Source organism: Shinella sp. (genome assembly GCF_049651085.1).
Lineage (GTDB): Bacteria > Pseudomonadota > Alphaproteobacteria > Rhizobiales > Rhizobiaceae > Shinella.
This window is the reverse complement of the sequence record NZ_JBASBL010000026.1, coordinates 260,499-283,221: the sequence shown is the minus strand read 5'-3', so window position 1 is coordinate 283,221 and position 22,723 is coordinate 260,499. Positions and strand designations below refer to the sequence as shown.

General features: G+C 62.5%; 20 protein-coding genes. 13 read left to right on the top strand and 7 right to left on the bottom strand.

Annotation, left to right across the window (positions count from 1 at the left end; genetic code table 11):
- A partial coding sequence (locus tag WA950_RS17375) for a porin (protein ID WP_424552967.1) occupies positions 1–971 on the top strand: 971 nt, incomplete at its 5' end.
- A 119-nt stretch (positions 972–1,090) separates the two neighbouring features.
- Here WA950_RS17375 and WA950_RS17370 read toward each other — a convergent pair.
- Positions 1,091–1,966, bottom strand: a complete 876-nt coding sequence (locus WA950_RS17370; protein WP_424552966.1) for an alpha/beta fold hydrolase — start codon at positions 1,964–1,966, stop codon at positions 1,091–1,093.
- A gap of 88 nt (positions 1,967–2,054) precedes the next feature.
- Entirely contained in the window at positions 2,055–4,124 is a 2,070-nt protein-coding gene (locus WA950_RS17365) for a lytic transglycosylase domain-containing protein (protein ID WP_424552965.1), read from the bottom strand.
- Between the two features lie 323 nt (positions 4,125–4,447).
- Between WA950_RS17365 and dapA the strand changes: the two genes are divergently transcribed.
- Together dapA and smpB are read left to right on the top strand one after the other, a co-directional pair.
- Positions 4,448–5,332, top strand: a complete 885-nt coding sequence (dapA, locus tag WA950_RS17360) for a 4-hydroxy-tetrahydrodipicolinate synthase (protein ID WP_424552964.1) — start codon at positions 4,448–4,450, stop codon at positions 5,330–5,332.
- Between the two features lies 1 nt (position 5,333).
- Positions 5,334–5,813: an SsrA-binding protein SmpB gene (gene smpB / locus WA950_RS17355; RefSeq protein ID WP_424552963.1), complete on the top strand. Its 480-nt coding sequence runs from the start codon at positions 5,334–5,336 to the stop codon at positions 5,811–5,813.
- Between the two features lie 84 nt (positions 5,814–5,897).
- Here the strand turns inward: smpB and WA950_RS17350 are convergent, their stop codons facing one another.
- The 3 genes from WA950_RS17350 to WA950_RS17340 form a co-directional block, all read right to left on the bottom strand.
- Positions 5,898–6,980, bottom strand: a complete 1,083-nt coding sequence (locus tag WA950_RS17350) for a MerR family transcriptional regulator (RefSeq protein WP_424552962.1) — start codon at positions 6,978–6,980, stop codon at positions 5,898–5,900.
- A 136-nt stretch (positions 6,981–7,116) separates the two neighbouring features.
- Positions 7,117–7,593, bottom strand: a complete 477-nt coding sequence (locus WA950_RS17345; RefSeq protein WP_424552961.1) for a hypothetical protein — start codon at positions 7,591–7,593, stop codon at positions 7,117–7,119.
- A gap of 172 nt (positions 7,594–7,765) precedes the next feature.
- Positions 7,766–8,341: an NYN domain-containing protein gene (locus WA950_RS17340; protein WP_424552960.1), complete on the bottom strand. Its 576-nt coding sequence runs from the start codon at positions 8,339–8,341 to the stop codon at positions 7,766–7,768.
- A gap of 495 nt (positions 8,342–8,836) precedes the next feature.
- Here WA950_RS17340 and rpoZ point away from each other — a divergent pair, with 495 nt between their 5' ends.
- The 8 genes from rpoZ to era all read left to right on the top strand — a co-directional run bounded on the left by rpoZ (position 8,837) and on the right by era (position 15,601).
- On the top strand, positions 8,837–9,238 hold the full coding sequence (gene rpoZ, locus WA950_RS17335; protein WP_424552959.1) for a DNA-directed RNA polymerase subunit omega: 402 nt from the start codon (positions 8,837–8,839) through the stop codon (positions 9,236–9,238).
- 112 nt (positions 9,239–9,350) lie between these two features.
- Complete coding sequence (locus WA950_RS17330) at positions 9,351–11,579, top strand: RelA/SpoT family protein (protein WP_424552958.1); 2,229 nt, start codon at positions 9,351–9,353, stop codon at positions 11,577–11,579.
- Between the two features lie 170 nt (positions 11,580–11,749).
- Positions 11,750–11,902, top strand: coding sequence for a DUF3563 domain-containing protein (locus WA950_RS17325; protein ID WP_424552957.1), 153 nt, complete (start codon positions 11,750–11,752; stop codon positions 11,900–11,902).
- A 105-nt stretch (positions 11,903–12,007) separates the two neighbouring features.
- A complete protein-coding gene (locus WA950_RS17320) occupies positions 12,008–12,607 on the top strand; it encodes a DUF2062 domain-containing protein (RefSeq protein WP_424552956.1) in 600 nt (199 codons plus the stop codon).
- Positions 12,604–13,014: a holo-ACP synthase gene (gene acpS, locus WA950_RS17315; protein ID WP_424552955.1), complete on the top strand. Its 411-nt coding sequence runs from the start codon at positions 12,604–12,606 to the stop codon at positions 13,012–13,014. The genes WA950_RS17320 and acpS overlap by 4 nt, the downstream gene beginning before the upstream one ends.
- 66 nt (positions 13,015–13,080) lie before the next feature.
- Positions 13,081–13,851 (top strand): signal peptidase I, encoded by a 771-nt coding sequence (gene lepB, locus WA950_RS17310; RefSeq protein WP_424552954.1) that lies wholly within the window; start codon positions 13,081–13,083, stop codon positions 13,849–13,851.
- Entirely contained in the window at positions 13,848–14,561 is a 714-nt protein-coding gene (gene rnc, locus WA950_RS17305; RefSeq protein WP_424552953.1) for a ribonuclease III, read from the top strand. The genes lepB and rnc overlap by 4 nt, the downstream gene beginning before the upstream one ends.
- A 95-nt stretch (positions 14,562–14,656) precedes the next feature.
- Positions 14,657–15,601, top strand: coding sequence for a GTPase Era (era, locus tag WA950_RS17300; protein ID WP_424552952.1), 945 nt, complete (start codon positions 14,657–14,659; stop codon positions 15,599–15,601).
- A gap of 91 nt (positions 15,602–15,692) precedes the next feature.
- Here the strand turns inward: era and WA950_RS17295 are convergent, their stop codons facing one another.
- Together WA950_RS17295 and WA950_RS17290 are read right to left on the bottom strand one after the other, a co-directional pair.
- Complete coding sequence (locus WA950_RS17295) at positions 15,693–18,056, bottom strand: putative bifunctional diguanylate cyclase/phosphodiesterase (RefSeq protein ID WP_424552951.1); 2,364 nt, start codon at positions 18,054–18,056, stop codon at positions 15,693–15,695.
- Positions 18,043–19,092 (bottom strand): polyamine ABC transporter substrate-binding protein, encoded by a 1,050-nt coding sequence (locus WA950_RS17290; RefSeq protein ID WP_424552950.1) that lies wholly within the window; start codon positions 19,090–19,092, stop codon positions 18,043–18,045. The genes WA950_RS17295 and WA950_RS17290 overlap by 14 nt, the downstream gene beginning before the upstream one ends.
- Before the next feature lie 279 nt (positions 19,093–19,371).
- Between WA950_RS17290 and WA950_RS17285 the strand changes: the two genes are divergently transcribed.
- On the top strand, positions 19,372–21,681 hold the full coding sequence (locus tag WA950_RS17285; RefSeq protein ID WP_424552949.1) for a Tex family protein: 2,310 nt from the start codon (positions 19,372–19,374) through the stop codon (positions 21,679–21,681).
- 145 nt (positions 21,682–21,826) lie between these two features.
- Complete coding sequence (bla, locus tag WA950_RS17280) at positions 21,827–22,720, top strand: BKC/GPC family carbapenem-hydrolyzing class A beta-lactamase (protein ID WP_424552948.1); 894 nt, start codon at positions 21,827–21,829, stop codon at positions 22,718–22,720.
- Positions 22,721–22,723: the final 3 nt, after the last annotated feature.

Sequence of the window (22,723 nt, the reverse complement as noted above, 5' to 3'; positions counted from 1 at the left end):
TTGCTGCTGAGCCCGAGCCGATGGAATACGTTCGCGTTTGCGACGCATTCGGCACCGGCTTCTTCTACATCCCGGGCACGGAAACCTGCCTCAAGGTCGGCGGCTTCGTTCGCTTCCAGACCGGCTTCGGCTCGGACAACGACACGATCGGCGTAAGCTCGAACCAGGACTACCTGCGTGACGGCGGCCATTCTGATTGGGACGCATTCTCGCGCTTCAACATCAACTTCGACGCCCGCACGGACACCGAACTCGGCACGCTGCGCAGCTACATCAACCTCGAAGCTAACGCTGGCGGCTCTGGCTCGCACAGCAGCAACGTCTACATCGATGAAGCCTTCATCGAACTCGGCGGCTTCAAGGTCGGTTACTTCTACAGCTGGTGGGATAGCGGCATCAACGGCGAGAACGACACGCTCGGCAACGAGACGCTGTTCAACTCGATCGCCTACACCTACGACGGTGGCACCTGGCGTGCAGGCATCTCGCTCGACGAACTCGAGTACGAAGCACTTGACCTTGGTCACCACCACGATCTCGGCGTTGCAGCCACCGTTGGCTTCTCGCTCGGCGGCGTAAACCTCGACGTTCTCGGCGGTTACGACAATGCTGCTGAAGAAGGCGCGATCCGCGCGATCCTGTCGGCTGAAGTCGGTCCGGGCACCGCACAGCTCGCTGGTATCTGGGCTTCTGACCCGAACGCTTACTGGGATGCTTCCGAGTGGACCGTTGCTGCTTCCTACGCCTTCAAGGCAACGGAAAAGCTCACGATCACCCCGGCTGCTCAGTACTTCGGTGATGTTGGCTTCAACAGCGACGTCGACCAGTGGCGCGTTGGCATGACGGTTGGCTACGAAATCGTCAGCGGCCTGAACTTCCTCGGTACGGTTGACTACAACAAGGTCAACGTTTCCGGCGGCCAGGACGAAGACTTCACGCGCGGCTTCCTCCGCCTGCAGCGCAACTTCTAATCTGAAGTTGAGCTAAAGATTGACCCGCAGCCTCTTCGAGGCTGCGGGTTTTTCGCGTTGCCTGTCGAAACGGTCAGGCAATTGATTTCTTTTGGTAATTCCTTAACAGGGCGAAGCCCTCAGAGGCGATCCAGAAACGCTTTTACCTGCGCAAACAGGTCAGGGCGGTGCAGGAGAGGGGCGTGGCCCTGGCCCTCAGCCACGACGGCTTCGACATTTCGGCCATGCGCCGTCATGCGCTTCAGGGTTTCCACTGAAAGCAGCCGGGAATGTTCCCCGCGCACCACGAGCAACGGTTTTTCCGCAAGCAGGTCGAATTGCGGCCAGAGCGTCGGCAGCGGCTTGCTGAAATCGATCGTCTCAAGCTGATCCGCCAGTTTCGCGTCGTGCTCGGCAACGATCGGCCCATCCCTGTCCGTGTAGATGGCATCGGCCATTTCCAGCCAGTCGGTCCACGTCAATGCGGGGAATGTCGGTCCATGGATGCGCTGAAGCGCATCGGCCGCCGCCTCGAAGCTCGCAGGGTGGCTGCGCTCGGCGAGGTAGTCGCGAATATCCCTGAGACCATTGGCCTCGATTTCGGGGCCGATATCGTTGAGGACGGCGCCTTCGATGAGGTCGGGGTTTGCTGCAATCATAACGTGCAGGATCAGGCCGCCGCGCGAGGTGCCGACGAAGACGCAGCGCGTGATGCCGAACGCGCCGCACATGGCGATGACGTCGCTGCACTCGACGGCGATATTGTAGTTTTCCGGATTACCGTCGCGGGCGGAAAGCCCGCGACCGCGATAGTCGAGGGCGACGACCCGCCGGGGGGAAACGGGATCCCCGGCAACGAGTTGGGCGAACTGATGAAAATCCCGGGCGTTGCGGCTGAGGCCGGGCAGGCAGACCACGGGAAGGCGTGTTTTGACGCCGGGCGCCGGTTCGTAGTCCCGCGCATGCAACTGCAATCCGTCCGGAGCGGGGAAGTAGCGGCTGGAAAAATTCGTCATGTCTCGAGAGCCTGCCTCTGGTTTGCGGACAGCCTAGTCAGGCCTCGTGCCTCCGGCAAGACGGCGTTCAGTCGGGCAGGGGAGGGTTTTACCGCCCCACGCTCAGGTCGTGCACGATATCGGCCTGCTGGCCGAGGCGGGTCTTGTAGACCTGGTAGTTCTCCATGACGCGCTGCACGTAGCCGCGGGTTTCCGAGAAGGGAATCCGCTCGATCCAGTCGACCACCTCGTCGATCGATTTGCCGCGCGGATCGCCGTAGCGGCCGATCCACTGCGGCACGCGGCGCGGGCCGGCATTGTAGGCGATGAAGGTCAGCACATAGGAGCCGCCGAAATCGTTGATTTGCTCGCCCAGGTAGTGCGCGCCGAGCGTGGCGTTGTAGGCGGCATCCGACGTCAGCCGCTCCTTGGAGTAGGCAAGGCCATAGCGCTTCGCCACACCCTGCGCCGTGCCCGGCATGAGCTGCAGGAGGCCCTGCGCGTTGGCGGGCGAGACAGCGGCCGGGTTGAAGGCGCTTTCCTGGCGGGCGATGGCATAGGCGAGCGCCTTGCCCGAGCCGGCGATGTTGGCGCCATCCGGGATCACCCCGATCGGGAAGGCCAGCGCCGCGACATCGATGCCGCGCCCGAAGGCGATCTTGCCGATCTGCAGGGAAAGCTGGTGATTGGCGTTCTTTTCGGCCTGTGCGGCAAGCAGGGCGAGTTCACCCGGGCTCATCAGTTCGCCGGCGAGCGCACGGTACAGGCTGTCGCCGCGCCAGCCGTGGCCGGCAGCCTGAAGACGGGCGATCGCCTGTACGGCCTCGCGCTGCTCGAAGCGCGTGCGCTCCTCGGCCGTCGGCTTCGGGTAGGCGACGTTCAGCGCCTTGCGGCCGAGCCGCGCGCCGGCAAGCTGACCGTAGAACGTGCCGGGAAAATTCGCCGCCTTGGCGAAATAGTCCCTGGCTTCGCCGCTCCCGCTCTTTTCAGCGGCCCGGCCCAGCCAGTACCAGGCGCGGGAAACGGAAAGCGGCCGGTCGGAGGCTTGCAGGATTCGCTGGAAGTGCCTTGCGGCCGTCTTGGCATCGCCGAGGTCGCGCAGCGCATACCAGCCGGAGTGGAACTCCGCCTCCACGATATCCACCGGATCGTCTGCGCCATGGCGGGAGGCGACCCGGTAGGCATCGCGATAGTCGCCGAGATCGGCAAGGCCGCGGCTGACGATGCGCTGCTCGTTCCACCAGGCACCCGGATTGACAAGGCGGGCCGCATCGTCCGGCATGGCGGCGAAGAGCTTTCCTGCGGCGCGATATTCTTCCTTGTGCCGGAGATTGCGAATGCGCAGGAACGTATAGGCCGGGTCCTTCTGCCAACTCGCATCCACCGCCTTGATCAGGTCGCTGGCGTTCTTCGCCTTGCGGATGACGGCCGCCCAGGCGCGATAGAGCGACTGCGCCTTGCCGAGATCGCCAAACCGCTGGGCCTGCTCGGCGCGGTCGCGATAGAGCAGCATTTCCATGCGCGCCTTGTGATCGGCGACGGTCAGCAGGGCGGCGAATTCGTCGAGAATCCGGGTTTCCAGGTCGGTGGAGAGCGCTTCCTTCTGCCAGAACGAGCGCAGGATTTCCGTGGCGCGCGCCGTATTGCCCGTCGCCACGAGCGCACGGGAAAGCACGATGGCGCCCTCCGCCGTTTCCGGCCGCGTCGTGCCGAAGGCGGCAATCACATTGGCGGATGGCGGATTTTCGCGGGCAAGGGCGCGCTCGGAATGGGTGCGCAACGCCTTCAGGCCCGGCCAGCCCTTGAGCTCGCGCTGGGCGGCGGCGATTTCCCAGGATGGCACGCCGCGCTGGCCGGATACCGCGATCGCCCAGGTCAGGATGTGGCGGTCCAAGCTGTCGGCCGGTAGCCGGTTGCGGGCAACGATGGCGCTGGCCGCATCGCGATTGGACAGCGCGTCAAGGCCCTCGCGCAGTTGGGTGCTTGCGCCCAGAATGCTGTCCATCTGCGGAATGGCGTTGGTGATGACGTCCTTGGACGGCATGTCGGCAGCAAAGCCGAGCGGCTTCATCGCGGGCACGGTCGTGCTTTCCGCGTCAACGGGGGAGGAGCCGAGCGCAAGGCCTGCCACGCCGGCGAGCAACAGGGCGCAAAGTGCGAAACTGTTTGTCGAGATCATGCTATATCCCGGATACCTGACAGGCGGCGCATCTGACCGCCATTTTCCGCCTGATCTTTGACAATCAATTAACCCTTTGTTGCCTTAACGAAACCTTACCGACGGCGCTCACTAAGGCGTGAACGCCGGTGCTGCCCGGACGACGGATCATGCAAGACGGATATTCGTGCATCGGACCTCGTTTCCGCCTTGATCGTGCATGAAAACGCCCGTCGCGCCGCTTGCCGCATGACTGTCACATGATTATTGTGCGGCAGTTTTTAACCAAGGAATACGGCCAAAGCATGTAAGCCGCAGGGCGGCTTTGGTCTCAGGAGTTCTCGATGTTCAAGGGATCCATTCCCGCTCTCGTCACCCCGTTCACCGACGCTGGCGCTTTTGATGAAGACGCCTTCGCCGCCCATGTCGAATGGCAGATCGGTGAAGGCAGTCACGGCTTCGTGCCGGTCGGCACCACCGGCGAATCGCCGACGCTGTCGCATGACGAGCACAAACGGGTGGTGGAACTCTGCATCAAGGTTTGCGCCGGTCGCGTCCCGGTTATCGCCGGCGCGGGCTCGAACAATACCAAGGAAGCGATCGACCTTGCGCAGCACGCCGAAAAGGCGGGCGCGAACGCGATCCTGGTGGTGACGCCCTATTACAACAAGCCGACGCAGAAGGGGCTTTTCGCCCATTTCGCGGCGGTTGCCGAGAGCGTCAGGCTGCCGATCATCATCTACAACATTCCCGCCCGCTCGGTGGTCGACATGACGCCGGAGACGATGGGTGCGCTCCACAAGGCCTATCCGTCGATCATGGGCGTCAAGGACGCGACCGGCAGGATCGAGCGCGTTTCCGAGCAGCGCCTGACCTGCGGCAAGGAATTCGTCCAGATTTCCGGCGAGGACGCGACAGCGCTCGGCTTCAATGCCCATGGCGGTGTCGGCTGCATTTCCGTCACGGCCAATATCGCGCCGCGCCTGTGCGCCGAGTTCCAGGAAGCGACGCTTGCCGGCGACTACGCCAGGGCGCTCGTCTACCAGGACAAGCTGATGCCGCTGCACAAGGCGATCTTCCTGGAGCCGGGGCTTTGCGGCGCTAAATACGCGCTGAACCGCACCCGCGGCATGAACCGCACCGTTCGCTCGCCGCTTCTTTCAACACTTGAGCCGGCGACGGAGGCAGCCATCGATGCAGCGCTCCACCATGCCGGTCTGTTGAACTGATATGGCCACCAAAGCCCGTCCCGCGACGATCAAGAAGATCGTCGCGGAGAACCGCAAGGCCCGCTACAACTACGAAATCGTGGACACCTACGAGGCCGGTCTGGTGCTGACCGGCACGGAGGTGAAATCTCTGCGCGAGGGCAAGGCGAACATCGCCGAATCCTACGCCTCGGACGAGGGCGGCGAGATCTGGCTGATCAATTCCTATCTGCCGGAATATCTGCAGGCGAATCGCTTCAACCACGAGACTCGGCGACGCAGGAAGCTCCTGCTCTCCAAGCGCGAGATCCATCGCCTGCGCATCGCGATCAACCGCGAAGGTATGACGCTCGTTCCGCTGAAGGTCTACTTCAACGATGCCGGGCGCGCGAAGCTCGAACTCGCACTTGCCAAGGGCAAGAAGCTGCACGACAAGCGCGAGACGGAAAAGGAGCGCGACTGGAACCGCCAGAAGGGCCGCCTGCTGCGCGAACGCGGCTGACCGCTCCCGAAATCGACTGGAGCCAGGGCCGCGACTTGCGGCCCCTTCTACACATTCGAAGCTGCTTTGTGGTGCAGCCGAAGCCTACAAGGACGGGCGCAGGTAGAGGTGGCTGACCTTCCCGCGGTGTGTCAGTGCAAAACCCCATTCCATTTTTGCTTTGGCAAATTGCACGTCATAGATATCGAGGCCCTCCGAGACGCCCTTGAAAGATAGGGTTTTCAAGTTTCCCGCGTCTTCCATCTCCTTCTGGATGCCCTCTTTCTGCTCGGTTACCAACGCCGCCAATGCCGGCGCCATACCATCGAGGTCAGGCTCGCCACGGGAGAGCTGGTCGATCAGACGGCGCAGGATGGCCTCACTCTTAACCATAGGCTTCTGATCGCGAATGCGCTGTTGAACGTCATTTTCGATGGCGAGAACCGGTTCCAGCGCCGTTCTTTCGGCAGAATCCTCGAAACCGTTCTGATGATGGATGAGGCCAACCACCTGCCCATCCGCATCGCGGCGGAATTTGAGCTGCACGGGCAGCACTTTCATGAAAAATTCGGAATTGCTTTCTGGAAAGATCTCGATGTCCGACTGTCCGACGATCCGGTAAAAAAGTGTGTCGCCCTGTCTGGAGACGATGGAAAGCGTGCCATCTTCGGTTTCATAGGCAGCGGCATAGTCGTCGAGCAGGCGCGGATCGATAGCCACTTCGGTTCGCGGGCGCATCTGTTCGTAGCGGCGCCAAGCGGCGGTTTCGTGTGACGGTTCGTTCATCTTGGTTTCCCTTGCCAAATGGATCAGGTCATCGACCGACGGCGCCGTTCCCGCGCCGATTTTCGCTTGCAGGGCATCGATCACACGCAGCCCCCGCGTCGCGCGACTGCGTGCTTCCGTCAAGGCATCGCGTTGTAGCGTGAGCGTTTGAGCGAGATCGGTCGGTCGCTCCTTCAGAAGCTTCGCAATGTCGCGCAAGCTGAGGCCGAGGGTCTTGAGCGCCAGGATTTCGTTCAGCCGTGCAAGTTCGCTCCCGCCATAGAGCCGCCATTGCTTGGACGTGCGGCGGGGCGAGATCAGCCCGTGTTGCTCGTAGAGCCGGAGGGTCCGAACCGATATGCCGATCCGCCCGGCGCACTCCAGGGCGGTCAGCAGGACTTCATCATGAGCGCGACCGTGCATCGAAAACTCCTTCCGGAGTTCTGTTTACGATATGACGCTAGGTCCGGCTCAAGTGGAAAATCGGGATTGGCAAAAAATCGCGACGACGAATTCCCCGTGACCATCGCGGCCACGGGGTGAGCCGCGGTAGTCTTACCTAGAATTGGGTGTAAAGCTGTGCGACCACCGACTGGCGGGCAATGCGCGACAGCTGTTCGCTGCCTGCTTCCGCTGGGATATCCGGCGAAGGGGCGGGATTGGCGCTTGGCGTGCGCGGCGCCAGGAACGAGGCCATCAGGGCGTTGAGTTCGCTGCTTTCGATGGCGAGGCGTGCGTTCTGATTGCGACCTGCGGCAACCCGCTCATCGGTCGTCGCCTGCGCAGGCGGTACGGCGCGGGAGGAGAGGGCGGAAATGCCCGGCAGGCCGTTGGGTGCATAGAGGAAGCTGAGATCGCCGATGTCTTCCGCCATGTCGGAAGGCGCCGATACCCGGGTAACGGGTTGCGGCAGCGCGAGGGCGGCAAGCGCCGTGACGGCGGGCCTGCTTTCGGCGGACGGGCCTGTCGAACGCAATTCGAGCGCGTTCGATACTGCCCGATAGCTGTTGCCCGAAGCCGATACTGCGTCCACCATTTTTCAAGATGCCCCAATGCGAATGACTGTTCGTCGTTGCAGTAGCAGGAGAGTCTTGAGGAACGTTAATGGGCGGGCGCCGCATTTGATGCAATGTTTAATGAAGCATTGAAGGCGGCATGGAACGACCCCCAGCGCCCGAACCGCGGGATCGAGGTTCTGCCGGGATGGTTCACTCCGTGGTGTCTTCCACCGGTTCGACTGTCCGTTGCGGGCGTTCGGACGGGTCGCGGCCGATTTCAGCCTTCAGCGAGCCGAGGTCGATGAAGTAGTCCGCCTGGCGGCGCAGGTCGTCCGCGATCATCGGCGGCTGCGTCTGCATGGTGGAGACGACGGATACCTTGCGGCCCCTGCGCTGCAACGCCTCGACCAGCGTGGTGAAATCGCCGTCGCCGGAGAAGATGACCAGGTGGTCGACCGTCTCGGACTGCTCCATCGCATCGATGGCCAGTTCGATGTCCATATTGCCCTTGATCTTGCGGCGGCCGAGCGAGTCGGTGAATTCCTTGGCGGGTTTGGTGACGACCTTGTAGCCGTTGTAGTCGAGCCAGTCGATCAGTGGGCGGATCGAAGAATATTCCTGATCCTCGATCAGCGCGGTGTAGTAATATGCGCGCAGCAGGTAGCCGCGCTTCTGGAACGCCTTGAGCAGCTTCCTGTAGTCGATATCGAAGCCGAGTGTCCTGGAGGCCGCATAGAGATTTGCGCCGTCGATGAAGAGGGCGATTTTCTCGCGGGGGTCGAACATGTCGAGCAGTCCTTTTAAATAGATGTTGCCGTAAACGAATGAAGTTTGACCAAGGCGGATGTCCGGTTGCACTACAGTACCAGGCGTCATACCCAAGCGTGGGCTGTAGCGCTCATGACCTGCAGCAAACTCCGAGGGTCAATCCAAGGGATTTGCAGCATCCGGTTGAATTAATTCTTCTTCATATAGTGTTCATTTAGGGCACAGTCGTGCGCTTTCCAAGCAAATCTAGGTTGCGGTAGCGAATTTTTCAGGCCGGTGCCGTTACGGCAAACTCTAGGGTTGCCGAATTGGAGAATAGTTCCGGCGTCTTACGCTATTTGTCCGATAATTCCGCCGTTTACTTCCCCTAAGGAGAGGGCTCAACCAGAAGTTATGCGGGCTGCCTTGCGACGCGCTCCGCCGGGGAGAGGGGAAGGAAAAACTTGAATTTTTCGCCCGATGCCTGTATCGGGCATGCAAACTCCTGAAATTCTTGATCACAAAGGACAGGCAATGGCCCGTGTCACCGTTGAAGATTGCATTGACAAGGTAGACAACCGCTTCGAGCTGGTACTCCTTGCAAGCCATCGCGCCCGGCTCATCTCCCAGGGAGCCGCCATCACCATCGACCGCGACAACGACAAGAACCCTGTCGTGGCGCTGCGCGAGATCGCCGACGAAACCCTTTCGCCCGATGACCTCAAGGAAGACCTGATCCACTCGCTGCAGAAGCATGTCGAAGTGGACGAGCCCGAGCCCGATCCGGCAAGCCTTCTTGCCGAGGACGCAACGAGCGCTGCGGCTGACGAAGACGAGGACCAGCCGGAAACGATCGCCTTCGACCGCATGACGGAAGAAGAGCTGCTTGCCGGCATCGAAGGTCTCGTTGCGCCGGAAAAGAGCGACGATTACTGATTTCGGTATCTTTACCGAAGCCTTTGATATTGCGAATGTCGGTGCGCCCCTCATAGGATCGGGGCGCACTTTTTCTTTGCCCCGCCAGAATCCGGGGAGGAGCCTTACGAGGATGATGCGTCAATATGAACTCGTCGAACGGGTTCAGAAATACAAGCCGGACGCCAATGAGGCCTTGCTGAACAAGGCCTATGTCTATGCGATGCAAAAGCATGGGCAGCAGAAGCGGGCGAGCGGCGATCCCTATATCTCGCATCCCCTCGAAGTCGCAGCCATCCTGACAGACATGCGCCTCGACGAATCCACCGTCGCGGTGGCGCTGCTGCATGATACGATCGAGGATACGAGCGCCACGCGCGCGGAAATCGACGAGCTGTTCGGCGAGGATATCGGCGCGCTGGTCGAAGGCCTCACCAAGATCAAGAAGCTCGACCTCGTTTCCAAGAAGGCCAAGCAGGCGGAAAACCTGCGCAAACTGCTGCTCGCCATTTCCGACGATGTGCGGGTGCTGCTGGTCAAGCTTGCCGACCGGCTGCACAACATGCGCACGCTGGACCACATGTCGCCGGAAAAGCGCGCCCGCATCTCGGAAGAGACGATGGACATCTATGCGCCGCTCGCCGGCCGCATGGGCATGCAGGATATGCGTGAGGAACTGGAGGACCTTTCCTTCCGCTATATCAATCCGGAAGCCTACGAGACGGTTACGCGCAAGCTGGAAGAGCTTTCCCAGCGCAACGAAGGCATGATCCGCAAGATCGAGGAAGAGTTGCGCGAACTGCTTGTGGCCAATGGCCTTGCCGAGGCGCTCGTCAAGGGCCGGCAGAAGAAGCCCTATTCGGTCTTCCGTAAGATGCAGTCGAAGTCGCTTTCCTTCGAGCAGCTTTCCGACGTCTATGCCTTCCGTATCCTCGTCGGCGACATTCCGGCCTGCTACGCGGCGCTCGGCATCGTGCATACGCGCTGGCGCGTCGTGCCGGGGCGGTTCAAGGACTATATCTCGACGCCCAAGCAGAACGACTACCAGTCGATCCACACGACCATCGTCGGTCCGTCGCGCCAGCGCATCGAGCTGCAGATCCGCACCAAGCGTATGCACGAGATCGCCGAATACGGTATTGCCGCGCATTCGCTCTACAAGGACAAGGATACGGTGAACGGTGACGCCGTCGCGCCGCCGCGCTCCAACGCCTATGCGATGCTGCGCCGCACGATCGAGGCGCTGGCCGAGGGCGACAATCCGGAGGAATTCCTCGAGCATACGAAGCTCGAGCTTTTCCAGGACCAGGTGTTCACCTTCACCCCGAAGGGCCAGTTGATCACGCTGCCGCGCGGCGCGACGCCGATCGACTTTGCCTATGCGGTGCATACGAATGTCGGCGACACCTGTGTCGGAGCCAAGATCAATGGCCGCATCATGCCGCTCGTCACCCGTCTCAATAACGGCGACGAGGTGGAGATCATCCGCTCCGGCATCCAGGTGCCGCCGCCCGCCTGGGAAGAGATCGTGGTCACCGGCAAGGCGCGCGCCGCCATCCGGCGCGCCACGCGTGCGGCCGTGCGCAAGCAATATTCCGGCCTCGGCTATCGCATTCTGGAGCGCACCTTCGATCGTGCGGGAAAGACCTTCTCACGCGACGGGCTGAAGCCGGTGCTGCATCGCCTCGGCCAGAAGGAAGTCGAGGATGCCATCGCCTCGGTCGGGCGCGGGGAACTCTCCTCGATCGACGTGCTGCGCGCCGTCTTTCCGGACTACCAGGACGAGCGCGTGACGGTGAAGCCAAGCTCCGACGACGGCTGGTTCAACATGCGCAGCGTTGCCGGCATGGTGTTCAAGCTGCCCGGCAAGACCAAGGCGGAGCTGGAGCGCGGTGACGGCGAGGCCGGTCCCGAAGCCCTGCCGATCCGTGGCCTTTCCGGCAATGCCGAGGTGCAATTCTCCGCCGGCGGAGCCGTTCCCGGCGATCGCATCATCGGCATCATGGAGAAGGACAAGGGCATCACCATCTATCCGATCCAGTCGCCGGCCTTGCAGAAGTTCGATGACGAGCCGGAGCGGTGGATCGATGTGCGGTGGGATCTCGACGAGGCGAACAACACCCGCTTCATGGCGCGCATCGTGATCAATGCGCTGAACGAGCCGGGCACGCTGGCCGAAGTCACCCAGACGATCGCCACCAGCGATGTCAACATCCGCTCCATGTCGATGACGCGCGTTGCGGCCGACTTCACCGAAGTCCATATCGACCTCGAGGTCTGGGATCTGCGGCAGCTCAATCAGCTGATGGGTCAGCTGAAGGAACTGCAATGCGTCTCGACGATCAGCCGTGTGTTCGTGTGACGTTTTCCATGCAAATTTGTGGCAACCTGCCTTGAATAAGGCAGGTTTGCCCAAGTTTTGACCAGTCGATATGCGCATTGCGCATGGCTGTGTTGGGATAGTATCGCTGGTGCCGGCGGGGTGCTCATCCTATCTTCTGCATCGGGAGGTCAACCGAATGAGGTTTACCAATGTTGAAGCAGTTCAAGAATTTCACCCGCGCCCTGCGCATTCCGACCGCTGAAGACCGCGAGCTTTCGTATCTGAACGGCGCTGTCGACCGTATCGACCTGGAATACCGCCAGCGTCAGATCGACCGCGGCCTTTTCCGCAAGACCTACTAAGATCTGCGGCCCGTGTGGCGCACCTCGTTGCGCCACGGCGACCGCCTGCTATGGCGCCTGACGACGCCATTGAAATGCCACTAACGGATCGGCTATGTCTGGGCCATGTTGTTCCGACGCCGAAAGAAGGCCTCCTGGCCGGACCGATTGCGCGAATTCTTCTGGCCGCGCAAAGGGTTGACGCGTCCAGCGCGCTACCTTGTCAAGCGAATCCTTCGCCTTTCCGCCTCGCCCCATGCGGTGGCTGCGGGCGTAGCGGCCGGCGCTTTTTCCGCCTTCACGCCGCTTATCGGTTTTCATGTCATCCTGGCGCTGGCGCTTGCCTATCTGATGGCGGGCAATCTCGTCGCCGCGGCACTCGCCACGGCCATCGCCAATCCGCTGACGATCCCGCTGATCGGCCTTGCGACCTTCCGGTTGGGCGAGGTGCTGCTCGGCATCCAGTCCGCGGAGGCGGTCTCGGCGTCCGAACTCCTCCATATGCTCGAACATCTCGAACTGTCGGAACTCTGGCAGCCGGTGCTGAAGCCGATGCTTGTCGGCGCGGGCCTGCTCGGCACCTCGGTCGCGGCCCTTGCCTATGGCGGGACGCTGGTTGCGGTACGCTCGTTCAAGGCACGGCGTCACGCCCGTCTTATCGAGCGCGCCGGCCTTGCATCCGCCGTGCATGCCCCCATCCTTTCCCCTGGAGACAATACCCTATGATCATTGGTATCGGCAGCGACCTCATCGACATCCGCCGGGTGGAGAAGTCGCTGGAGCGTTTCGGCGAGCGTTTCACGGAGCGCTGCTTCACCGAGATCGAGCGGGCGAAGTCGGACGGGCGCAGGAATCGGGCGGCGTCCTATGCCAAGCGTTTCGCCGCCAAGGAGGCCTGTTCCAAGGCGCTCGGCACGGGGCTGGCGCAGGGCGTGTTCTGGAAGGACATGGGCGTCGTCAACCTGCCCGGCGGCAAACCGACGATGAAGCTTACCGGCGGTGCGCTTGAACGGTTGCAGCAACTGGTTCCTCAAGGCCACGAAGCGCGGATCCACATCACCATCACGGACGATTTTCCGCTGGCACAGGCTTTCGTGATTATCGAGGCGCTGCCGCCCGGAACGCCCGGATAACAGGGCCTTGCGTCTTTTTGATCGACACGATTTCCAACAGACAACCTTTCCTCTATAGAGGGCCTCATGTTTACAAATAAGGAAAAGTCCGGCGTGGCAGAGAAGACTGAAAAGGCTGAAAGCGGCCTGTGGGAAAACGTCAAGGTCATCATTCAGGCGCTTCTGCTTGCCGTCGTGATCCGCACGGTGCTTTTCCAGCCCTTCACCATCCCGTCCGGCTCGATGATGCCGACGCTCCTCGTCGGCGACTATCTCTTCGTCAACAAGTTCTCTTACGGTTATTCGAAATATTCGCTGCCGTTCTCGCCGGACCTGTTTTCCGGCCGCATCTTCGCGAGCGAACCGGAGCGTGGCGACATCGTCGTCTTCCGCTTCCCGCCGAACCCGGACATCGACTATATCAAGCGTCTCGTCGGCCTGCCTGGTGACCGCATCCAGGTGCGCGACAGCGAGCTCTACGTGAACGGCGTGGCGGTCAAGCGCGAGCATAACGGCTTCTTCCGCGCCGACGACCAGTACGATACCGGCGAGGATGTACCGGTCTTCCGCGAGACCATGGACAACGGCGTTGCCTACAACACGCTGGACACGCGTCCGGGCACCGTCGGCGACAACACGCGCGAATTCATCGTTCCGGAAGGCCATTACTTCATGATGGGCGACAACCGCGACAATTCGGCCGACAGCCGCTTCGATGTCGGTTTCGTGCCGGCAGAGAACCTGATCGGTCGCGCCAGCCTGATCTTCTTCTCGCTGGGCAATGACACCTCGTTCAGTGAAATCTGGAAGTGGCCGACAAACCTGCGCTGGGACCGCCTGTTCAAGGTCGTTGAATGAAAGGCGCCATTCCGCTGAATGACGCGAACCGGAAAGCCCTCGAGGCACTGATCGGTTACGTCTTCTCTGACAAGGATCGTCTCGACCGGGCCATCACGCATGCGAGTGCGCGGCCCGGCAAGGGCAGCAATTACGAGCGACTGGAGTTCCTGGGCGACCGCGTCCTGGGGCTGTGCGTCGCCGAGATGCTGTTTCGCACCTTCCGCGACGCGAAGGAGGGCGAGCTTTCCGTTCGCCTGAACCAGCTCGTGAGCGCGGAAAGCTGTGCGGCGGTCGCTGACGAGCTGGAACTGCATCGCTTCATCCGCACCGGTGCAGACGTGAAAAAGCTCACCGGAAAAGCCATGCTGAATGTGCGCGCCGATGTGGTAGAGTCGCTCATCGCCGCGATCTATCTCGATGGCGGGCTGGAAGCGGCGCGGGGGTTCATCCTCGCCAACTGGCAGGGCAGGGCGGCGCGCGCGGAAGGCGCGCGGCGCGACGCCAAGACCGAATTGCAGGAATGGGCGCATGCCAGGTTCGGCCTGACGCCGAACTACCGCGTGGACGAGCGCTCGGGACCAGACCACGACCCGCGCTTCACCGTGACGGTGGAGATCAGGGGCGTCGCGCCGGAAACCGGCATCGACCGCTCGAAGCGAGCCGCCGAACAGGCGGCCGCGACAAGGATTCTGGAACGCGAAGGCATCTGGCCCAAGGGCGGCGCCTAGAGCAATTCCAGCACAGGCGCGCAGCGATTTTGCGTTGGAATTGCGTAACAAAGGACGAGGCATTTCACGGAAATGCTTCAGGATTGACGGATATCATGACCGAAGAACAGAACACCCCCGCCGAAAGCAGCACGAACGGTGAGGGCCCGACCCATTCCGGCTTCGTGGCGCTCATCGGAGCGACGAATGCCGGCAAGTCGACGCTGGTCAACCGCCTCGTCGGCGCCAAGGTGACGATCGTCAGCCACAAGGTGCAGACGACGCGCGCCATCGTGCGCGGCATCGCGATCCACAACAACGCCCAGATCGTCTTCATGGATACGCCCGGCATCTTCAAGCCGCGCCGCCGGCTCGACCGCGCCATGGTGACGACCGCCTGGGGCGGTGCCAAGGATGCCGACGTGATCATGTTCCTGATCGACGCCGAGCGCGGCCTCAAGGGCGATGCCGAGACGATTCTGGAAGGGCTGAAGGAAGTCCACCAGCCGAAGCTCCTCGTCCTCAACAAGGTCGACCGGGTGAACCCGGAGGATCTGCTGAAGCTTGCCGCCGCCGCTAACGAGGTCGTCAAGTTCGAGCGCACCTTCATGATCTCGGCGCTGAACGGCTCGGGCTGCGAAGATGTGATGAACTATCTCGCGGAAGCGCTGCCGGAAGGGCCGTGGTACTATCCGGAAGATCAGATTTCCGACCTGCCGATGCGCCAGCTCGCCGCCGAAATCACCCGCGAAAAGCTGTTCCTGCGCCTGCACCAGGAGCTTCCCTATTCCTCGCATGTCGAGACGGAGAGATGGGAGGAGCGCAAGGACGGCTCCGTGCGCATCGAGCAGGTGATCTATGTCGAGCGCGACAGCCAGAAAAAGATCGCCCTCGGCAAGAACGGCGACGCGATCAAGGCCATCTCCATGGCTTCGCGCAAGGAACTTTCGGGAATTCTCGAACAGCCCGTGCATCTCTTCCTGTTCGTGAAGGTGCGCGAGAACTGGGGCGACGACCCGGCCCGCTTCCGCGAAATGGGCCTCGACTTCCCGAACTCCTGACGGACTACCGGCCGCGTCTTGGCGCGGTCCTGTAGAATTCCTCCTGCGGCCGACAAGGCCCGCAGGAGGCGCGACATGGTATGAGATAGTATCAGGCGCGGACGTGCCGTTCCTGGGGAAGGGCGGTTTCGCGCGCCTGTTCGATCAGCCGCTGCATCGCCCAGATGCCGAGTTCCTCGAGCGGGAGGGGGCGGCTGATGAGGTAGCCCTGGTACAGATCGCAGCCGGCAGCTGCAAGCAGCGCCATCTTTTCCGTCGTATCGATGCCTTCGGCGATCACCGCCATGTCCTGCGCATGGCAGAGCGCGACGAGCGCCCGCAGCGTGGGCAGCGCCGCCGAGCGGGTGAGGCTTTCCACCAGTTCGCGATCGAGCTTGATGGTCTCAGCTGTGTATTCGATGATCTGCTGGACCGAAGTGTAGCCCGCGCCGAAGTCGTCGATGGAGATGCGGAAGCCGCGGGCGCGCAGGATCTCGATGTTGCGGCGAGACTGCTCGCCGAGCTTTACCGCAAACGTTTCCGTCAGTTCGATTTCGATCATGCGCGCCTCGACGCTGTGCCGGTCGGCGCAGGCGCAGAAGTGATCGCTGATCGACTTGGTATAGAGTTCGGCGGACGAGATGTTGATGCAGAGGATCGTTTCCGCACCGAAGAGATTCCTGATCTGGCTGTATTCCGCCATCGCCCGGTCGATCACCCACCAGTCGATCTTGCTGAAGAGGCCGGTCGATTCGGCGATCGGGATGAATTCGTCGGGCGTCACGCTGCCCAGCACCGGTGAATTCCACCGCAGGAGCGCCTCGCAGCCCGTCACCTTGCCGCGGCCATCGACGATGGGCATGTAGACGAGGTGGAACTGGTCGTCCGCGTCAAGAATCCGCAATTCCTCCTCAATGCGGCGCTGGCGGTTGCGCTTCTCGTGCAGCGAGCGCGAATAGCGGGCCGAACCGTTCTTACCCTGGGACTTCGCCTGGTACATGGCGGCATCCGCGTTGGCGACGAGTTCGGCAAGGGTATGCGCATCCTCCGGATAGACCGCGATGCCGATGCTGGCTGTCACCGGATAGGCCTTGTCCAGCACCTCGAAGCCTTCGGCGAAGAGCGCGAGGATTTCGTTGGAAATCTCGGTGATGGTGCCGCCGCCCGGCTGGCAGCGCAGCATGATCGCGAATTCGTCACCGGAAAGGCGGGCGAAAAGGCCGTTCGGCAGGCCGCGTTCGCAGACGATGCGATTGACGATGGTGGAGATGCGGTCAGCCAGCGTCTTCAGCAGTTCGTCGCCGATCTTGTGACCGTGCTTGTCGTTGACGAACTTGAAGTTGTCGACGTCGATGAAGAGGAGGGTGCAGCCGATATCCTCGGCTTCGGCTTCCTCGAGGATCTGCGTCGAGCGGATGTTGAAATATTCGCGGTTGGAGATGCCGGTCAGCGTGTCGGTCCAGGACGCATTCTGTACGAGGTCGAAGGACTGCATCGACTGGTCGTGCAGCCGCTTGACGTTGGTCGAAAGACGGCCGATCTCACCAGCCTCGTCCGCGTCCAGCAGCGCGCTGCGGCTGCCGGTCATCACGTCGGTGAGCTGGCGGTCGAGGCGGGCGATCGGATTTGTGATGTAGCGGCGCACGAGCAGCAGCACGAGGGCGATCGTGAAGAGGCTGAGCGCAATGGCGCCGAGGGCGAGCAGGGACTTCAACGTGCCGAGCCGCTTTTCGAGGAAGACCGGATCGGGCGTGAGGCGCGCAAAGAGTGCGGGGCTCAGCGTTGCGGTCGCCGAAAGAGAGCCCTGCGCGAGGAACTGGTGCTGCCCGATCTCGATCGTCGCGCCGTATTCCTTTTCCAGCGCCCGTTTCATGTCTAGGAAGGCTTGCGGACGAACCGCCGTCTGCACGAGGATTGCGCCGCTCTTGGCGCTCGCCACCGGACGGTTGAGGGTGTGCGGATCGATGAACTCGGAATGCACGATCAGCGGCTCGAGGCCTTCCGCAAGGAGATAGTTCCAGGACGAAAGCCGCGGGCTTTTGATCACCTGCCGGGCATGTTCCAGTTGTTGCTCGGTGATTTCGGCGAACGGATCCTCGCTGTCCTCGAAATAATAGTCGACCGACAGCGGCGGGCGGATGATTGCCACTGAAATGAAACGTTTGCGATCGTCGGAGAGCGAGGTGATGCTCTGTTGCAGCCGCACGCCGAGCGCGGTGCTGCGATAGGCCGGGTCCTGCTCGTTGACGAAGAGGCGGATCGCGCCGCCTTCAACGAGCGAATAGATGAAACTTCGGTTTTGCGTGACCTCGTTCTGGAAGACGGCGGTCAGCAGGCCCATTTGCTGCCAGAGGCGCGCGCGCTCCAATCCGAGGATCGAGGCACCTTGCACATAATAGATGAGAGCGGCTGCGAGCACGTAGCCCGCCAGCACGACCGGGAAGATGAGGGAGAGGGCGCGTTTACCGAGCGTCACTGAGTTGGGCCAGACTGCTGATGATGCGGCGGCGGGCCTGTACCGACTGAACGGTCAGTTCCTCCTGAAACTGGCTTTTGGCCAGGACTTCCGGTGCGGCATAGATTTCGGGATTGGATCTTACGTCTTCCGGAAGCAGCGCCAGGGCTGCCGTGCTTGCGGTCGGCATGTTGAGCTTTACGGCGTTGCGCGCACCGTTTCTGGCGTTGCTGATGTAGTCGACGAGCTTCAGCGCCAGGTCCTTGTTCTGCGAGCGTGCGCTGACGGTGATGCAGTCGAGCCAGGACAGCGTGCCTTCCTTGGGCACCGCATAGCGCCATAGGCCGGGAGTGCCGACCTTGTCGTTCAGCGTATACTGGTCGCCGCTGTAGCCGAGCGCCATGTGGATGTTGGGGCCCTTGTCGGCGTTCTGGATCGAGGTGACCACGTAGTCGTAGGTCAGCACGTAGGGTACCTGCGCCTTCATCAGTTCGAAGGCTGCCTTCAGCGTCTCGTTGTCATTGGCGTTGACCGACTTGCCGAGCAGCGCGAGCGGCGCGACAAAGGCCTCGGCATGGTCGTCATACATGGCGATATGGCCGCGCAGGCTTTCGGCCGGCTTCATGATGTCGGCCCAGGAGGTCGGCGCCGTGGCGATCTTGTCGGAGCGGTACAGGATGCCCATCGTGCCCCAGAGATAGGGCGCGCCATAGCCGCCGCAGCGCTTCAGCCAGCTCTCCTCGAAGTCCTTGAGGGTCGGCACGTTCGCCGTGTCGACGGCCATGATGACGCCGCGGTTTCCGTAGAGTTTCGCGCCGTTCTCGTTGGTCACGACCACGTCGATGTTGCTGTTGGGATCGGCGAGGATCTCGTCGCGCGCATCGCCGCTGTCGTAGAAAGTCTGGCGGACCTCGATCCCGGTCTCGGCCAGCCAGTCGACGAGAATCTGCTCGTCGATATAGGATTCCCAGATCAGGAGGTTGAGCGTCGTCGCGCCCGCGGGTGCGGTCGCGGCAAGGACCGTCATCGAGACTGTTGCTAGAAAAGCGCCGCGCATCCGAAGGCCCCGTTGCCGTTACGGGAGGCAGGATAGGCGGTAAGGCTTTATGAAGCGTTACAACCGATGAGCCTGTATCGATGATTGCTCAACCTTGATACGGCCCTGATGCTGCCGGCCATGGATATATTGTGGACGTGAAAGGCCCCGGCGCGTCGCGCGGTTGGCTTGCTATCGAGCGCTCACTATGAGCAATTCCAGCAATCGCGCGAAACGGCGTGCGTCCGGATCTGCACAGGCAATCCACGATCGCCGCCGCGCCATCCAGAGGAGTTCGACATGGCCCCGACATCGCTCAAGATCTCGAACCTGATCGCCGCCGAGATCAAGGCGACGTCCGCGCAGGTTACCGCTGCCGTGGGGCTGCTGGACGAGGGCGCCACCGTGCCCTTCATCGCACGCTACCGCAAGGAAGTGACCGGCGGTCTCGACGATACGCAGCTGCGCACGCTTTCCGAGCGGCTGACCTATCTGCGCGAACTGGAGGCCCGCCGCGCCTCCATCCTCGATTCCATCGGGGGGCAGGGCAAGCTGACGGACGAGCTGAGCGCCAAGATCGCCGCCGTCACGACCAAGGCCGAGCTGGAGGACATCTATCTTCCCTACAAGCCGAAGCGCCGCACCAAAGCGGAGATCGCGCGCGAACGCGGCCTCGGGCCGCTGGCAGAGCAGATCCTTGCCGACCGCGCGCTGGTGCCGGCGGAGCTGGCGGAAAAGTTCATCTCGGCCGAGGTGCCGGAGGTGAAGGCCGCGCTGGAAGGCGCGCGCGACATCGTCGCCGAGCAATTGACGGAAAATGCCGATCTTCTGAAGCGTCTACGCGAATACATGAAGGACAACGCCTTTCTGCGCTCCCGCGTGGTCGAGGGCAAGAAGGAGGCCGGCGCCAAATTCTCCGACTATTTCGATCATACCGAGCGCTGGGCAAGCGTGCCGGGCCACCGCGCGCTTGCCATGCTGCGCGGCTGGAACGAGGAGTTCCTGTCGGTCGATATCGTCGTCGATCAGGACAATGTCGAGCCGGTCAAGCCGGTGGAGCGCATCATTGCGTCCTTCTACGCCATCGGCACGAAGCCGGGCGACAAGTGGCTGGCGGAGGTGATCGGCTGGACGTGGCGCGTGAAGCTCTCCATGTCGCTCTCGCTCGACCTGATGCGCGAGATGCGCGAGCGCTCGGAAGAGGAGGCGATCCGCGTCTTCGCGCGAAACCTCAAGGACCTGCTGCTTGCCGCGCCCGCCGGCACGCGCGCCACAATGGGCCTCGATCCGGGCATCCGCACCGGCGTCAAGGTCGCCGTGGTCGACAATACGGGCAAGGTGCTGGAGACGACGACGGTCTATCCTTTCCCCCCGAAGAACGACGTGCGCGGCACGCAGGCCGAACTTGCCAGCCTCATCCGCAAGCACAAGGTGGAACTGATCGCCATCGGCAACGGCACCGGCAGCCGCGAGACGGAAAAGCTGGTCGCCGACATGCTGGTGCAGCTTCCCGCGCCAAAACCCACCAAGGTCATCGTCTCGGAGGCCGGCGCTTCGGTCTATTCCGCTTCGGAAACGGCGGCGGCGGAATTCCCGAATCTCGACGTTTCGCTACGCGGCGCCGTCTCCATCGCCCGCCGCCTGCAGGATCCGCTCGCCGAACTCGTCAAGATCGAGCCGAAATCGATCGGCGTCGGCCAGTACCAGCACGATGTCGACCAGGGCAAGCTGTCCCGCTCGCTCGATGCCGTGGTGGAAGATGCGGTGAACGCCGTCGGCGTGGACCTCAACACCGCCTCTGCGCCGCTGCTGGCCCGCGTTTCCGGTCTTGGCAAGTCCTCGGCGGAAGCCATCGTCGCGCATCGTGACGCCAATGGCCCGTTCGAAAGCCGCAAGGAACTGATGAAGGTTTCGCGTCTCGGCGCGCGCACCTTCGAACAGTGCGCCGGCTTCCTGCGCATCCCGAACGGCAAGGAGCCGCTGGACGCCTCGTCGGTGCACCCGGAGGCCTACGGCGTCGCCAAGAAGATCGTTGCCGCCTGCGGGCGCGACGTGCGCACGCTGATGGGCGACAGCGCGGCGCTGAAGACGCTCGACCCGAAGGTCTTCGTCGACGAGCGCTTCGGCCTGCCGACCGTCAGGGACATTCTGGCGGAACTGGAAAAGCCCGGCCGCGACCCGCGCCCGGAATTCAAGACCGCGACCTTCGCCGATGGCATCGATGACATCAAGGACCTGAAGCCCGGCATGCTGTTGGAAGGCACCGTGACGAACGTCGCCGCTTTCGGCGCCTTCGTGGACATCGGCGTGCATCAGGACGGCCTTGTGCATGTCTCGCAGCTTGCAGACCGCTTTATCAAGGATCCGCACGAGGTGGTGAAGGCCGGCGACGTGGTGAAGGTGCGCGTCACGGAAGTCGACGTTCCCCGCAAGCGCATCGGCCTCACCATGCGCAAGGACGGCGGCGCGCCCGTCGCCCGCGACAATGCCCCGCGCAACGACAAGAATGCGCAGATGAAGCCAAAATTCAGCCAGGCCGCCCCCAAGCAGCAGGCACCGTCCCAGGGGGCCTTCGGCGCGGCGCTCGCCGAGGCGATGAAGCGGAAGTAGTATTCGAGCCCAAATTTTCCTAATGGCTGACGGCAGAAATCGTCGTTTGTCTTGACCCGCCCCTTTCCGCATTGTTGCGGCATGGGCGGGCTCAACGGGCAGGTGGCGCGATGCGCTGCGGTGTCCGACAGACAGGAAAATGCATATGACGATCACGATTTCACGCCGGCAGGCAATGGCCGGCGCCTTGCTTGCCGTTCCCGCGGTTTCCGCACTTGCCGGCAATGCCGCCGCTGCCGGGACGGGCGCACTGGAAAAGCGGCTTGCCGCGCTGGAAGCGCGCCATGAGGGCCGCATCGGCGTTGCCATACTTAATCTCGCTACCGGAGCGCGGCTCGGCCACCGCACGGACGAACGCTTCCTGATGTGCAGCACCTTCAAGGCGCTGCTGGCAGGCCATATCCTCGCCTGCGTCGACCGCAAGGAAGAGACGCTCGACCGGCGTGTCGTCGTGCAGAAATCCGACCTCGTCGACTGGTCGCCGGTGGTGGAAAAGCGTGTCGGCGGCGAGGGAATTTCCATCGCCGAACTTTGCGAGGCGACGATCACGCTCAGCGACAACGCCGCCGCCAACCTGCTGCTGGCGGCCTCCGGCGGGCCGAAGGCGTTGACGGCGTTCCTCCGCGGTGCCGGCGATGAGGTGACCCGCCTCGACCGCACGGAACCGACGCTCAACTACCACGAGACGCCGGACGACGAGCGCGACACGACGACGCCGGTCGCCATGGCCGAAACGCTGCGCAAGCTGCTGTTCGGCGATGTTCTTTCTTCAGGCTCGAAGGCGCAGCTCGCCGCGTGGCTGGTGATGAACAAGACCGGCGATGCCCGCCTGCGTGCAGGCTTCCCGGCTGGCTGGATGACGGGCGACAAGACCGGCACGAACGGCGACAAGGCCGGCAATGCCAATGACGTGGCGGTCGCCTGGTCGCCGGACCGCGGCGCGATCATCGTCACCGCCTTCTGCGAGATGCCCGGAATTTCCGGCGACGAGCGCAATGCCGTCATCGCCGAGATCGGCCGTATCGCCGCCGAGGTCTGATCT

What these genes read in the sequence shown, in the direction of transcription:
- WA950_RS17370 (WP_424552966.1), bottom strand. Translation starts at nt 1,966, where the DNA reads ATGACGAATTTTTCCAGCCGCTACTTCCCCGCTCCGGACGGATTGCAG.
- WA950_RS17365 (WP_424552965.1), bottom strand. Translation starts at nt 4,124, where the DNA reads ATGATCTCGACAAACAGTTTCGCACTTTGCGCCCTGTTGCTCGCCGGC.
- dapA (WP_424552964.1), top strand. Translation starts at nt 4,448, where the DNA reads ATGTTCAAGGGATCCATTCCCGCTCTCGTCACCCCGTTCACCGACGCT.
- smpB (WP_424552963.1), top strand. Translation starts at nt 5,334, where the DNA reads ATGGCCACCAAAGCCCGTCCCGCGACGATCAAGAAGATCGTCGCGGAG.
- WA950_RS17350 (WP_424552962.1), bottom strand. Translation starts at nt 6,980, where the DNA reads ATGCACGGTCGCGCTCATGATGAAGTCCTGCTGACCGCCCTGGAGTGC.
- WA950_RS17345 (WP_424552961.1), bottom strand. Translation starts at nt 7,593, where the DNA reads ATGGTGGACGCAGTATCGGCTTCGGGCAACAGCTATCGGGCAGTATCG.
- WA950_RS17340 (WP_424552960.1), bottom strand. Translation starts at nt 8,341, where the DNA reads ATGTTCGACCCCCGCGAGAAAATCGCCCTCTTCATCGACGGCGCAAAT.
- rpoZ (WP_424552959.1), top strand. Translation starts at nt 8,837, where the DNA reads ATGGCCCGTGTCACCGTTGAAGATTGCATTGACAAGGTAGACAACCGC.
- WA950_RS17330 (WP_424552958.1), top strand. Translation starts at nt 9,351, where the DNA reads ATGATGCGTCAATATGAACTCGTCGAACGGGTTCAGAAATACAAGCCG.
- WA950_RS17325 (WP_424552957.1), top strand. Translation starts at nt 11,750, where the DNA reads ATGTTGAAGCAGTTCAAGAATTTCACCCGCGCCCTGCGCATTCCGACC.
- WA950_RS17320 (WP_424552956.1), top strand. Translation starts at nt 12,008, where the DNA reads ATGTTGTTCCGACGCCGAAAGAAGGCCTCCTGGCCGGACCGATTGCGC.
- acpS (WP_424552955.1), top strand. Translation starts at nt 12,604, where the DNA reads ATGATCATTGGTATCGGCAGCGACCTCATCGACATCCGCCGGGTGGAG.
- lepB (WP_424552954.1), top strand. Translation starts at nt 13,081, where the DNA reads ATGTTTACAAATAAGGAAAAGTCCGGCGTGGCAGAGAAGACTGAAAAG.
- rnc (WP_424552953.1), top strand. Translation starts at nt 13,848, where the DNA reads ATGAAAGGCGCCATTCCGCTGAATGACGCGAACCGGAAAGCCCTCGAG.
- era (WP_424552952.1), top strand. Translation starts at nt 14,657, where the DNA reads ATGACCGAAGAACAGAACACCCCCGCCGAAAGCAGCACGAACGGTGAG.
- WA950_RS17290 (WP_424552950.1), bottom strand. Translation starts at nt 19,092, where the DNA reads ATGCGCGGCGCTTTTCTAGCAACAGTCTCGATGACGGTCCTTGCCGCG.
- WA950_RS17285 (WP_424552949.1), top strand. Translation starts at nt 19,372, where the DNA reads ATGGCCCCGACATCGCTCAAGATCTCGAACCTGATCGCCGCCGAGATC.
- bla (WP_424552948.1), top strand. Translation starts at nt 21,827, where the DNA reads ATGACGATCACGATTTCACGCCGGCAGGCAATGGCCGGCGCCTTGCTT.